This is a genomic window from Treponema denticola ATCC 35405 (assembly GCF_000008185.1).
GTDB lineage: Bacteria > Spirochaetota > Spirochaetia > Treponematales > Treponemataceae > Treponema_B > Treponema_B denticola.
Window position 1 is genome coordinate 1468745 of sequence record NC_002967.9, and the last position, 14633, is coordinate 1483377.

Annotated in this window: 11 protein-coding genes; all 11 read left to right on the plus strand. The window is 33.3% G+C overall.

Annotation, left to right across the window (positions count from 1 at the left end):
- Positions 1–14 precede the first annotated feature (14 nt).
- From TDE_RS06830 to TDE_RS06880, 11 genes are read left to right on the plus strand one after another with little or no spacing between them, the layout of a single operon-like run.
- On the plus strand, positions 15–1121 hold the full coding sequence (locus TDE_RS06830; RefSeq protein ID WP_002679043.1) for a DegT/DnrJ/EryC1/StrS family aminotransferase: 1107 nt from the start codon (positions 15–17) through the stop codon (positions 1119–1121).
- Positions 1109–2506 carry a glycosyltransferase gene (locus tag TDE_RS06835; protein WP_002679045.1) on the plus strand — a complete coding sequence of 466 codons (1398 nt, stop codon included), beginning with the start codon at positions 1109–1111 and terminating at the stop codon, positions 2504–2506. Before TDE_RS06830 ends, TDE_RS06835 begins: the two co-directional genes overlap by 13 nt.
- Positions 2503–3843: a hypothetical protein gene (locus tag TDE_RS06840; protein WP_002679047.1), complete on the plus strand. Its 1341-nt coding sequence runs from the start codon at positions 2503–2505 to the stop codon at positions 3841–3843. Before TDE_RS06835 ends, TDE_RS06840 begins: the two co-directional genes overlap by 4 nt.
- Entirely contained in the window at positions 3840–4823 is a 984-nt protein-coding gene (locus TDE_RS06845; RefSeq protein ID WP_010956968.1) for a glycosyltransferase family 2 protein, read from the plus strand. The genes TDE_RS06840 and TDE_RS06845 overlap by 4 nt, the downstream gene beginning before the upstream one ends.
- Positions 4820–5827 carry a glycosyltransferase family 2 protein gene (locus tag TDE_RS06850; RefSeq protein WP_002679050.1) on the plus strand — a complete coding sequence of 336 codons (1008 nt, stop codon included), beginning with the start codon at positions 4820–4822 and terminating at the stop codon, positions 5825–5827. The genes TDE_RS06845 and TDE_RS06850 overlap by 4 nt, the downstream gene beginning before the upstream one ends.
- Before the next feature lie 25 nt (positions 5828–5852).
- On the plus strand, positions 5853–7286 hold the full coding sequence (locus TDE_RS06855; RefSeq protein ID WP_002679052.1) for a glycosyltransferase: 1434 nt from the start codon (positions 5853–5855) through the stop codon (positions 7284–7286).
- A complete protein-coding gene (locus TDE_RS06860; protein WP_002671344.1) occupies positions 7274–8593 on the plus strand; it encodes a sulfotransferase in 1320 nt (439 codons plus the stop codon). Before TDE_RS06855 ends, TDE_RS06860 begins: the two co-directional genes overlap by 13 nt.
- A gap of 2 nt (positions 8594–8595) precedes the next feature.
- On the plus strand, positions 8596–9618 hold the full coding sequence (locus TDE_RS06865; protein WP_002679054.1) for a glycosyltransferase family 2 protein: 1023 nt from the start codon (positions 8596–8598) through the stop codon (positions 9616–9618).
- A gap of 26 nt (positions 9619–9644) precedes the next feature.
- Positions 9645–10859, plus strand: coding sequence for a CDP-glycerol glycerophosphotransferase family protein (locus tag TDE_RS06870; protein WP_002679056.1), 1215 nt, complete (start codon positions 9645–9647; stop codon positions 10857–10859).
- A complete protein-coding gene (locus tag TDE_RS06875; protein ID WP_002679058.1) occupies positions 10856–13606 on the plus strand; it encodes a YidC/Oxa1 family membrane protein insertase in 2751 nt (916 codons plus the stop codon). Before TDE_RS06870 ends, TDE_RS06875 begins: the two co-directional genes overlap by 4 nt.
- 21 nt (positions 13607–13627) lie before the next feature.
- Positions 13628–14602 carry a glycosyltransferase family 2 protein gene (locus TDE_RS06880; protein WP_002679062.1) on the plus strand — a complete coding sequence of 325 codons (975 nt, stop codon included), beginning with the start codon at positions 13628–13630 and terminating at the stop codon, positions 14600–14602.
- Positions 14603–14633: the final 31 nt, after the last annotated feature.

The following is a 14633-nucleotide window of genomic DNA, read 5'->3' on the forward strand; positions in this document are numbered from 1 at the left end:
ATATCGAGGTAAGTATGTATATCCCTTTTTTATCATTGCAAAAAATAACTGAAAGCTTTGAACCGTATCTCTCGCAAAAAATAAATGAGGTTGTAAAAAAAGGCTGGTATATTCACGGAGAGGAATGTAAAGCATTTGAAAAAGAGTTTGCAGAATTTTGCGGAGTTAAGTATTGCATTGGTGTAGGAAACGGTCTTGAAGCTTTAAAATTGATTCTCCGTGCTTACAAGTTGCTTGGTGTTTTTCAAGAAGGTGATGAAATTATTGTTCCGTCAAACACTTTTATAGCTACTATTCTTGCAGTGAGTGCCGAAAATTTGACGCCTGTTTTTGTTGAACCGGATATAAATGATTATTTAATTGACGTAGAAAAAATAGAAGATAAGATAAGTTCAAAAACAAAGGCTATTATGCCGGTGCATTTATACGGCAGACTTTGTAATATGGAGGCTATTACTGCCTTTGCAAAGCAGCACAACTTAAGAGTGATTGAAGATGCGGCTCAAGCACACGGCGCAAAACAAACCGAAAAACGAAGCGGAGCTTTCGGCGATGCCGCAGGTTTTAGTTTTTATCCGGGTAAAAATTTGGGCTGTTTAGGCGACGGCGGCTGCGTTACAACTGATTACGACGAACTTGCAGATGTCGTACGAAAGCTGGCAAATTACGGGTCAAGTATAAAATACGTGCACGAATATAAGGGAGAAAATTCCCGTCTTGACGAAATACAGGCCGCCGTGCTCTCGGTAAAACTGCAAAGACTTGATGCGGACAATAATCGCCGCCGTCAAATCGCAGCGATGTATAATGCCGGAATAAAAAATAAAGCTGTTATTTTACCTAAACTGCACCAAAAAGAAGAACACGTGTGGCATATCTATTGCGTTCGAGTTCAAAACAGAAAAGCCTTCATTAATTATTTAAAAGATTGTGGAATAGAGACGGTTATTCATTATCCGACTCCGCCCCATAAACAAAAAGCATATAAAGAGTTTTCTCATCTTTACTTACCGATAAGTGAAAAAATACATGCAGAAGTGGTTAGTCTTCCGATGAGCCCTTTATTAACCGATGAGGAAGTTAATTACGTAATTGAAAAAGTAAACGAATGGAAAAACTGAAACTTCTTTTTATTACTTACACACATTCGAACGGAGGCGGAGCCGAAAAGGTTTTAACAACGCTTGTTAATAATTTGGATGCGGAAAGATACGATATTTCTATTTTTGAAATAGTAAAGTATGATGTTAAATGTGAACCTGTAAATTCAAATATTAAATTACTCCCACCGCTTTACCATTGTAATGATCGAGATTATAAAATTAAGGTATTAGACTATATCCTTGAACAAAAACCGGAAATTATTAGAGCTCTGAATAATTTTGATGCATACGATGTTATAATTACATGGAATTATCAATTACCATCATTTATGCTTCCTGCTTTTCCCGAAAAAAAAACGATAGCCTGGTTTCACGGAGCTATTGATGATTTGGATATTTCAGATAATTCAACTGCTGTCAAAAGTAGGTACAACCTGCAGAAAAACGCTTGGGGCTTTGCTGATAAGGTCGTTACGATTTCACATAAATCGCTGCAGTCTCTGGAAACTGTTTTCCCTGAATATATGCACAAAGCGCAAATAATTTATAATGCGTTCGATGTAAAAAATTCAAAAATAAAAGCAACCGAAAGAGTTGAAGATATTTATGAAAACTGTTATTTACCGATTATAGTTTGCGCAGGACGATTAGATAAAAATAAAAATTTTTCTCTTCTTGTAAAAACCGTTGCAAAATTGAAAACCGATAATATTAAATGTGCTTTGTTTATCATCGGTGACGGAGAAGAAAGAGAACCGCTTGTACGCTTAGTGGCTGAATCGGGTATAACTGATTCAGTCTTTTTTTTAGGCTATAAGCAAAACCCCTTACCTTATATCAGCCGGGCACAATTGTTATGTGTGTCATCACTGGCAGAAGGTTTTCCTACTGTTGTTTTGGAATCTATGGCTTTAGGCAAGCCCTTTGTAACAACACCCGTCGCAGGGGCTTCTGAAGAACTGGCTGACGGCGGAAAATGCGGCTTGGTTGCCGACTGGAATGTTGACGATTATGCTGAAATGGTAAAGATGTTATTAACCGATAAGACTCTTTATGATAGAATGTCGGAAAATTGTATTAAAAAAATACAAGAATTTTCCATAGAAAATACTGTGAAGCAGTTTGATATTCTTATTGCCTCTTTACCTGAGAAAAAGGATATACAAATTTCTTGTCTTTCAAAACAAGAAGCCTTTAAAAAAGTAAAAGCTGTATATGTGTGGCACCCCGATGAAATAATAAAAAGGATAAAGTTTTCAATTACAAGATTTGCCTCCCGTAAAACTCTTTATCATTTTATGCTTTTAGGTTATCATATTTTGAATTTGTTCCGCTACATACTTTGTACTCCGATAAGAATATGTACAGCAAAAAAAGTGTTATTACGAAAGGATTCCTTATGAAATACAAGGCATTACCTTTTAGTATTTTAACATCAACAGGTTTCGGCGGAACGGGAAGTTCTGCCGGAACAAATATTTTGGAAGAATTTTCTTCTGTAACTAGTTTTGGTAATGATTTTGAATGTACTTTTCTGCATGAAACTGATGGGCTTTTTGATTTGGAAAAAGCTTTTACGGAAGGTCATCGTTTAAAAACTGATTTAGCGATAAAACGTTTTTTAACTTTAGCTGAAAACTTACAGAATGAATACTATTATAAAAAATATTTTGACAATTTATTTTATTCTTCTGCAGAAGGATTTATTAAATCAATCATTGATTGTAAATGGAACGGATGGTGGCACCGCTCGCTGGAAACAAAAAAAATATCTGCAAAAGAATATTGGCGTTGTTTTTTTGCTCAACTATTTTTTGAAAAACTATACGAAAAAAAACATTTTAGCAGTTATGAGCCTGACAGCTGGACTCCTTCTTATCACCCTGTATCACCATATTACTACGGTTTTAAAAAAGATGACTTTTATGAAAAAGCAAAACAATATATAGCAAATGTATTTTCAAATCTTCCTGTTTCAACAAAATATGTAGTGTTTGACCAGTTGTTGCCGGCATACAGCATCGGTAACTATAGCCGGTATTTTGATTACATAAAAATACTGGTAATAGATAAAGACCCTCGTGATTTGTATTCGGTAAATAAAAGTGAATGGGGAGTGGGTTTTATTCCTTCAGATGTTGATGAATTTATAAACTGGTATCGTGCTACTCGTTTTGAACGGTATAAAATAAACACCGAATGGAAAGATAGAGCGTTATTTCTTCCCTTTGAATCTCTTATATATGATTATGATGCTTCACTTGAAAAGATAAAAACATTTACGGGATTAACAACAGAGGAACATGCATGGAAAAAGAAATATTTTGATCCTGAAAAGTCAATTGTAAACACTCAAGTTTATAAAAGATATCCGGCGCTTAAAGAAGATATAAAAAAAATAGAAAATGAATTAAAGGAATTTTGTTTTCCTTTTGAAAACTATCCTCCGATATCGATACCTGAGTTCCCTGATACGCACATTTTTATTGAGGATATTCAAAAAGCTTCTGAATATGTGCAATATCATGGAAAATTACCGCAAGAATATACAAAAAAAACATTTTCTCTTATTGTCAATGCTACCCATTTTATATCAACGATAAAAAGTTTTAAAGTGCGCAAAACCAAAAAGTTAAAATGTAAAGGCGTTATTAAAGTGTGCATATATTTACCGCTTTTTCCGTTTGAATTTATATTTTTTACTTTTTGTTTTTTTTATTCTCGAAGAGGTAATATATGAAATTTTCGATTATAATGCCTGTTTATAACACCGAAAAATATGTTGAAGTTGCTATTTTGTCCGTTTTAAATCAGTCCTATACCGATTATGAGCTCATTTGTGTTAATGACGGTTCAACCGATGGTTCGGCACAAATCTTGTCTGCATTTGCGGATAAAATAAAAATAATCCATAATTACTCTAATAAAGGACATCATTGTGTACGCAAAGTTGGAGTACAAAATGCTTCGGGTGATTATATTTTATTTTTAGATTCGGATGATTGGTTGGAATGTGACACATTAAAAATATTAGCAAAAGAGCTGACTAATAGTAGACCCGATTATATAGAATTCGGCTATTATATGGTTTATGCTAATGGGCAAAAAAAAATATGGCATTTTTCAAAAGAAGATAAGACAAAAGAAATTACTGATGTGTTATTATCAAAAGCTAATCATACATTGTGGAATAAGTGTTATAGTGCAAATATTATAAAACCAATTTACGATTCTTTACCGGATTTTTATGCTGTATTTAGCGAAGATTATTATCAGATGGTAATAATCGAATGTCATATTAAAACACGAAAAATTATTAATATTCCCCTCTATAATTATCGAATGACAACGGGGATAAGCAATATTCCATATTATGATAACCTTGAAAAGGTAAAAAATATCGACATAAGTTTGAATAATATAACTCAAAACCTTTTTTGTTTTTTTGAAAAAGAAAATTGTTCGGACTATATGCAGTATGTTCGGCGTTATCTTAACACAATCTATTTGGAAATTTTGGAACGTACAGCTTCGCCTGAAGTTATCAATATTATACAAAATCGGTTTGGTGCTGACGGTATGATACCTTTATTGATGCAGGAGATAAATGCATTGCATACAAAAATCGTCAAAAATGAACAGGAGTATCGTCCTTTGCATATTTTTGCAGTGTTGCTGAAAAAGCCGTTTAACGGTCTAAAGCGTTTGTTGGGAAGATGAGTATGTACGATTATTTATTTTCGATTTGTATTCCTGTTTATAATACGGAACAATATTTGCCGCGTGCATTGGATTCTATAGTAAATCAAACCTTTGATACAAAAAAAATAGAAACGGTTATTGTCAACGACGGTTCACCTTGTTCAGAGGAGTGTGATCAAATAATAGCGGAATATTCAAGCCGCTTATCAATACAATATATCGTGAAAAATATAAATGAAGGACTTTTTTTAGCCCGCAAAACTGCTGTTGAGAAAGCGGCTGGGAAATATATTTTATTTTTGGATGCAGATGATTCATTAGAAGTGCATAGTTTACGAATTCTGTCTGATAGTCTTATCGATGAACCGGATTATGTACAGTTTAGGATATATAATGTACTGGGTTGTGAAAAATCGCTTTACCATTCAGTTTTAGAAGATGAAACGCATAAAACTTTAGCAGATGTTTTGCAGAATAAAGCTATACATAATCTTGTTAATAAGTGCTATAACGCGCAACTTTTAAAACGAATTTACGATACAATTTCCAATTCTTATGCAGTTTATGCGGAAGACTACTATCAATCAGTGATTATAGAATATTTTTCGAACAAGAAAAAATTTATTGATATTCCGCTTTATAATTATTTTCGATATATTGGTATTACATCAAATAATACTTTTAGTAACCGAGAGAAACTCATACGCATCATTGAAAGTTTTCAAAATATTGAAAAAAATCTTGTTTCATTTTTTGAAAAAAATAATGAACAACAATATGTACAATATGTAAAAGATTATATTAGGGAACTATATATTAATTTTGCGTATTGGACTAATTCACTACATAGTATTATGTTCGTAATAAGACAATTGCCTAATGAATATCATGCTATTAGATTAACGATATTCAAGAGATTCCTTATGCATAATATTAAACAGCTTATCAAGAATATCTTACCGTATGGATTTGTGTGTTTAATAGTTGCACGGAAGAATAAAGTATGTATTTCTAGTAACTGATAAGTCTAGATGTATTTTTAATAAAATGAATAACCAAAAAAAAACAAAGCTCCTTTTTATTACCTACACTCATTCAAACGGCGGAGGTGCCGAAAAGGTTTTAACAACTCTTGTTAATAATTTGGATACTAAAAAATATGAAATAGCTATACAGGAAATAGTCGGTTTTTATGTAAAACAAGAGCCTATTAGCAGTAATATTAAATTGCTTACGCCGCTTATAAATGGTACGCATGAGTCACGTTTTAATAAACACTTTACTCAGTATTGTATTGAAAAATATCCCGTTTTAATACGTGCAATAAAGAGTTTTGATGAGTATGACGTCATTGTTACATGGAATTACCAAATACCTTCATTTATGATTCAAGCATTTCCTGATAAGAAGACGATAAGTTGGTTTCATACTGATATTTACGATTTGTCTCCGAAACTCATGTCTTTGAATGATAAATATAATTTAAAACTGCAAGATAGTGCATGGAACTATGCTGATAGGATAGTTACAATATCGAATAAATCATTACAATCATTAAAAGATATATTCCCTCAATATTTGAATAAAACAAAAATAATTTATAATGCGTTTGATATAGAAAATACAAAAGTACAGGCATCAAAGGTAAACATCAATGAATGTATGCGGTACACTTATCCGATTTTGGCTTGCGTAGGGCGATTAGAAAAGCGTAAAAATTTCTCTCTTGTTATACAAGCTGCCGCAAAATTACAAAAAGAAAATATATGTTGTCATGTGCTTATTATAGGAGACGGAGAAGAAAAAGGAAACTTAATACGTTTAGTAAATGAGTTGCGTATGACGGAAGTTGTATCTTTTTTAGGATATAAACAAAATCCTTTGCCGTATATTCAAATTGCAGACATGCTTTGCATCTCATCTTTTGCCGAAGGTTTCCCCACCGTTGTTTTGGAAGCTATGACTTTAGAAAAACCATTTGTAACTACACCTGTTGCGGGTGCGTCCGAAGAATTGGCCGATAATGGAAATTGCGGCTTAGTAGCGGATTGGGATGTCGATGATTATGCGGAAAAGATAAAAACTTTGCTAACCGATAAAGATCTTTACGATAGGATGTCAAAAAATTGTATTAAAAAAATCAAAGAATTTTCTATAGAAAACACGGTTATTCGGTTTGATGAACTTGTTTCTTCTTTACCTGAAAAAGGTAATTCTGGATTTCGGCGTATTGATAAAGCAACAGCTGTAAAAAAGATTCGTAGAGCCTATATCTGGTGTCCTAATTTTGCTATACAGAGATTGCGATTTTCGATAAGTACCTTTTTTATGAAACCATCTATAAGGAATTTTGCTTTGACCGGATACTATTTTCTAAGGTTGTTATTTTATATTCCTACATTACCGATCCGTTTTTTTACACAACCGGCTATATTGCAGCGGTCGGAAAATCATTTTAAGGACGAAAAATGCCTAAAATAATAACATGTACGGGTTATGGTACTACAGGAAGCTCTGCGGTAACGAATATTATTGAAGAATTCGAAAGTGTAAAAAGTTTAAGTGCGGAATTTGAATGTTCATTTTTACATGAACCGGATGGAATACGTGATTTGGAAAGTGCCTTACATGAAGGTCATCGTTTAAAGTCCGATCTTGCAATAAAGCGTTTTCTTAGACTTGCGGATGTGTTGAATAAGCAGCGCTCATTCAAAAAATATTTCAACGGCAATTTTCTACGGCATTCCAAATCTTTTATCGATTCAATTTGTATTGCTCAATGGCAAGGAAATTGGCACCGAGGAACAGATACGATTAAACTTTCAAAAGAAGATTTACTGTATTATAATTTAGCAAAACAGGTTTTCTTAAATGAATATTCATATTCACGTTACTCGCTCTTTGAACCGAACTCATGGCATCCTGCCTATCATATGCGAAATAAGTCTTACTATGCGCATTTTACCGATTTGTTTTATCTTAAAGCACAAGAATATATAGGTAAATTAATTGCAGAAATAGAAGTTCACGTAGACGGCGAAAAAATTTTAATTGATCAGTTTTTCCCTGCCTATGATATATCGGCATATTTAAATTATGCACCGGATACCAAAGTTATCATTGTTGACAGGGATCCTCGCGACATGTATGTATTAAATAAAAGTTCGTGGGGTGAATCGTATATTCCAACTGATGATGTTGATACCTTTATACGCTGGTATCGCGGTATCCGTTTTTCACAACAGCAAGAAGTACAAAATAAAAATGTTCTATTGCTCCATTTTGAGGACCTTATTTTTAATTATGAAACTTCTCTGGACGAAATCAAATGCTTTCTTAATTTTACCGATAAAGATCATATAAAAAAACTAAAATGTTTTAATCCCGCTCAATCGATTAAAAATACCTATAAATTTAAAAATTATCCTCAATGGAAAGATGATGTTTTAAAAATAGAATATGAATTGTCTGAGTATTGCTATCATTTCCCTGATGACTTTATCGATAGCAAGGAAATCAATGTAGACACAAATAAACCGATAGAGGATTGTATAAAATCGGCAGATGCTGTTCAAAGTAAAAAAAACTTACCGCTTAAATATAACCACAAGTTGCCTGTATTTTTATTTGGTATAACAAATTTTGGAGAAGCATTCGAAAGTTTGGCGCATCGCAATACACTAAAAACAAAAATAAAGGGTCTTATTAAATGTGGAGTGTTTTTGTGTAGTTTTTTATTTGAGTATATGTATTCTGTATTTATATATTGTAAATACAAAAAAAGATAAAAATGAAATTCACTATTGTTATTCCCATATTTAACAGAGTACAGTACATCCCCGAAACTCTTGACAGTGTTATAAGGCAAACTTATACCGATCTGGAAATCATATGCGTTGACGATTGTTCTTCAGATAGAAGCCCAGTTCTTTTGCAAGACTATGCAAAAACTGATTTGCGTATTAAAGTACTGACTCACGCCAAAAATAAAGGGCTTTATTTGGCGCGTAAAACAGGCGTCCTGAATGCATCAGGTGATTATATTTTATTTTTAGATTGCGACGATGTATTGGATCTTCATGCCGTCGAAGTTATTTATAATGCACTTTGTAAAAATTCCGTTGAAGTTCTTGAGTATGGATATCACTCTATTCACGCAAATGAAAACACTGTGCCCGATTCTGCCATAACGGTAGATAAACTTTTTAGCTCACTTGTGTATGATCGGTACCCCCGTGCAGGTACTGTTTGGAATAAAGCATATAAAACAGAATTGTTGAAAAATGCTTTTAGTAAAATGTCAGACTTTCATGCCGTGATGGGTGAGGATTTTTATGAATCTGTGATTATTGCATACTATGCAAAAAGTTATTCGTCGATAGACGATGTTCTTGTTATTTACAATGATGAAAGCGGTATATCAAATACACGTAAAAACCTTGCAAGTATACAAAAAGACTTGGATTCGGTTGTGGCTATTTTAAATGGTTTTAGATTTTTTTTTGAATCGTATGCCTCTGAACATAAAGAGGCTGTTTTAAATATAGAAAGCTATTACATCCGGTATGTATATTATAACCTTATTTTACTGAAGACGAACAAAACGGATAGAAAAATGGCAGTTGATTTGCTTAAAGATTATTTCAGTGCCGAGGCTGCTGCACCGTATTTTAATAAAACAAAACCGGCGGTAACACGTGATGCCGTAATGTATAAAATAAGAGCCGTAATAAAAAGATACATTTCTAAAAAATTGCGTGAAATGATAAAAAAGATAATCAGGAGGTATGATAAAAAGCCGCAGCAAAAATAAAGCTGCCCATTTTTACATTAGGCATTATGATTCTTTTGTTATACATCGATCCGGGTACGGGTAGTATACTTTTTTCCATTGTGATAGGTCTTATTACAACGTTGTATTTTGTAGCGAAAACCGCTTTTATCAAACTAAAAGTCGCTGTATATAAAGATAAGGCAAAAGGTTCCGGTAATAAAAATACCATTGTAATTTATTCTGAAGGTAAACGTTATTGGAATGTGTTTTTGCCTATATGTAATGAGTTTGAAGAACATCAAAAAGAACTTGTTTTTTATACATCTTCGGAAGATGATCCGGTATTTGAACAACATTATACCTATGTAAAGCCCGAATATATCGGCAAAGGCAACAAAGCTTTTGCTCGTCTTAATATGCTTGAAGCTGATATTTGTTTGATGACGACACCGGGATTGGACGTATATCAGCTGAAACGCTCAAAGCATGTCAGGCATTATAGCCATATTCTTCATGCGCTTGATGATGCAACAAGTTACCGGCTTTTTGGTCTTGATTATTTTGATTCAGTGCTTTTATCGGGTGAGTATCAGGTAAAAGGAATTCGTGAACTGGAAAGCCTACGTAATCTTCCTCCAAAAAACTTGCGTGTAGTCGGCTGTCCTTATCTTGACGTATTAAGCGAAAAAATAAAAAATTTGCCTGAAAAAAGTTCCGATTTTACAGTTTTAATTGCGCCTTCTTGGGGCGCAAGCGGCATCTTATCAAAATACGGCGAACAATTAATTACTCCGCTTGTAGAAACCGGTTGGAATATTATTATCCGCCCGCATCCTCAAAGCAAGACTTCGGAACCCGATATGCTTAAAAGATTGGAGGGAAAATATAAAGATGTCGCGAATTTTGTTTGGGATTATAATTCTGAAAACATCGATTCACTTTCAAAAGCTGATATTATGATTTCCGATTTTTCCAGTGTTATTTTTGATTATTGTTTTCTTTTTGATAAGCCGTTCTTATACTGTAACAACGAATTCGATCATCGCCCTTATGATTCAGGCGATTTAAAAGAGACTCCGTGGAAGTTTTCCGTCTTAAAGGAAATAGGTGTGGAGCTTAACTCTAATAGCTTTGATCATATAAAAGAGATTATCTCCGAAGCTTGTAAAAGTGAAACGCTTAAAGAAAATAGACTGAAAGCTAAAGATACTGCATGGCAAAACAGAGGTTGTGCGGGAAAAGCGGTTTACGATTTTTTAACGGAGATAAAAACAATATGATAAATTTTTTGTATACGATTTTAATTTACCCGGTCTACTTGTTTGTCGAATTTGTCTTTTTTGTGGTGAACATCATTACAAACGGCAATATCGGTATTTCGATTGTACTGTTAAGCCTCGGCATCAATATAATATGTCTTCCGATGTATAATGTAGCCGAACAATGGCAAGAAAAAGAGCGCGCCATTCAAAAAAAGATGAAAGCTAAAATTACCGATATAAAGGCGGTATTTAAAGGCGATGAACGATATTTAATGCTTTCTACATATTACCGTCAAAACAATTATCATCCGCTCTACGCTTTGCGCAGTATGTTCGCGCTCTTTATTCAGATTCCTTTTTTTATTGCGGCGTATAAGCTTTTGTCCGATTCACCGATTATGGCTAAAAGCTCGTTTTTATTTTTTACCGATTTAGGTTCTCCCGATAAACTGCTTAGCTTAGGAAATATTTCGGTAAATATTCTGCCTATTATAATGACGCTTATAAATATATCCGCTTCAGCCGTATATACAAAAGGGCTTGAATTGAAAGACAAATTAACGCTTTACATTACGGCTCTTATTTTTTTACTTTTGCTTTATAACTCGCCGTCGGGCTTGGTTTTTTATTGGACGCTTAACAATCTGTTTTCTTTATTAAAAAATATTTTTTATAAAGTAAAATTAAGTAGCAAAACATGGTATATAATTACCGTAATTGCCATGATAATTGTAACGAGCATTACAACCGTAATGACGATCAGTGAAACTAAAAGACCTGCGGCTCTTTCAGGTCTTTTAACTGCTGGCATAGTAGTAATACCGTTAATTAAAAAGCTGTTTTGTTTTTTTGAAAAAAGGCGATCAGCATCTGTTTTTAACAACGATAAAAAATGTTTTTATATCTTTTTATCCGCAGCAATTGCGCTGTGTGTTCTTATTGGATTGGTTATTCCGTCGGCAACGATAGCAAGTTCGGCGCAAGAATTTTCAAATTTTGGCAACTTTAAACATCCTTTAAATGTTCTGTATTATCCGTTTATTCAAAGTTTGGGCTGTTTGTTTTGGCTGCTGTGCATATATAAACTTTTTTCAAAAAATGTACAGAAATATTTTGCATATACGGCGATACTGTTGCTCACGGCGGCACTTATAGATGCATTCATTTTTACGGGTAATTACGGTGATATCAGTAATATTTTAATTTTTGACGATGCAACGCGACTAAGACATTCTATGCGGTATTTTGCCGTAAATATGGCGGCAATAATTGCAGGATTTGCCGTAGTAATCGCCTTAATATATTCAAAATTCTCAAAATTATTGCCTTCACTTCTTAATATTGTAGTTTTAACTTTTTTGGTTATAACAGGTTTTTCTTGCATTTCAATTCAAAAATCTTACCGGCGTATGCTGGCTGGCGAAATCAATGAAAAACAGGTAAACAAAGTATATAGGGTCTCGAAAACCGGAAAAAATATTTTTATTTTGATGCTTGACAGGTCTATGAATTTTTTTATCGACCCAGTATTCGAACATAATGATCTGGTAAAAAAAGAATATACGGGATTTACCGTTTTTGAAAACAGCATAGCTTTCGGCATAAGTACCAATATGAGTACGCCGTCTCTTTTCGGCGGCTATGAATATACGCCGGAAAATATAAATAAACGCTCTAATGAATTGCTTGTCGATAAACATAATGAAGCCTTAAGCGTGCTGCCGCGGCTGTTCAGCGAACATAATTGGTTGGTAAGCTTTACGGACCCCTCATGGCTAAACTATTCATGGATACCCGATTTATCCGTATTTGCAAAATATGATATGCGTGCTCAAAATATCGATGGGGCTGGAAAGTACAGCAGAGATTTTTTGGCACGGATAGACAAACAGACAAACAGACAAACAGACAAAGAGACAAAGAGACAAAGAGACAAAGAGACAAATCCTGTTGTACGCAACATGCTCTATTTTTCCTTTTTTAGGATATTGCCTTCAAAAGTAAGAAAAGTATTTTATAATAGCGGTGCTTATACGGCACCTGATGTATCCAATCATATTAAAATGTTATTTATAGATGCATATTCTTCCCTTGAGAATTTATATAAAGAAGTTGAATTTGTACCTGAGGGAGACTGTCTTAATATTATTGTAAACAATACAACGCATGAGCCGCCGAAGGACAGCGATATACAATTTATACGGCGGGAAGAACTTATTCCTCTTGCAAAAAAATATTGTCTTAACGAATACACAGCTGAACATTTTTATGCAAATTATTTAGCACATGAATCCTGTGCTGAGTTTTTCCGTTTTTTAAAAGATAATGATTGTTGGGATAATTCTAGGATAATCATCGCAGGCGATCATGGAAGATCTTCAATACGTACAATTGATATGAGTTTTTTAAACGGCTTTGACGATACCGGTATTTCTCCTGAAAGTCTGATTCCTTTAATTATGATGAAAGATTTTAACACAGATGGCCCCTTACAAAAGGATTATACCTTTATGACCTTAGCCGATATTCCGATTTTAGCAACAGAAGGACTTGCTCCCGAATTGCAAAAAAATCCGTTCAGTGGTTTACCGTTTAAATCTTCTCAAGATAAAATCCTTATAAAAGCTATGCACGGCGGTGATTGGCAGGCTGGCCATCAATTAAAATTGACACAGTTTAAAACTACGGCAACGGATTGGATTTATGTAAAAGAAAATGTGTATAATCCGAAATGTTGGAGTAAAAAAGCTTTTATAAATGAATAGTAAAAAAGGAATTCAAAAATTATGAACAATATGTTGCTTTCAATTGTTATTCCTGCATATAATGCAGAACGTTTTTTGCATAATTTGCTTTCCTTTTTGGTCGAGCAAGTGTTTGAGTGCAAGAAACACAGTATTGAAGTTATCATTGTTAATGACGGCTCTCAAGATTCTACAAAAAAAATTGCTGAAGATTTTTCAAATAAGTATCCTTTTATAACTGTTATTAATCAAGAAAATAAAGGGGAGTGTGGAGCACGGAATACAGGTATAAAATGTGCAAAAGGTAAATATCTGTATTTTTTAGATAGTGATGATACTATTCCTGTCGGAACTCTTGCCTTCTTTCAACAGTTGTTATTAGGAAGTAACGATATAGATGTTTTTAATTTTGGTTATGAAGTAGAAAGAAATGGTCAAGTTTGTAAAATTGTTTCATCCGCTCAACTGGATAAACGACACTTTAATGACAATAGTATAAAAAAGAACTTTCTTTCAAAAAAGATGCCTTGTTGTATTTGCAGTTCAATTTACAAAAAAGATTTTATCTATGACAATGATCTGTTTTTTCCGGTTGGTATAAAAATAGGCGGTGATTTAGTTTTTATGGTTAACGCTTTTACAAAATCAAATAGTGCATATTATTCTAAACGTATCTGTTTTATTTATCAGATACGTGATGATTCTGTAATGCAAGGGTATAAAAGTTATAATATGGATAGAATAAAATCTTTTGAAATTGTTCGTGATACGATAATTGATAACGCTGAATATTATTCGTTGGTAAAAAAAGAAGCAAATTTTTTTATTGCGAATCTATATCTGGCGAATTTGGTTGCTTATTTGAAGTCAAATGTAAAAGATAAAGAAATAAATAAAATTTTTATTCAAAATAAGTTTTTTTTATATAAAAGCATAAAAGGTAGATTTATTAATAGGATGGCAATACTCGTTGCTCGTTGTGTACCGCTTCGTTTATTATTAAAAATATTTAAGTAATTGTTGTATAACTTTGTTTTTTAAGAGAGAG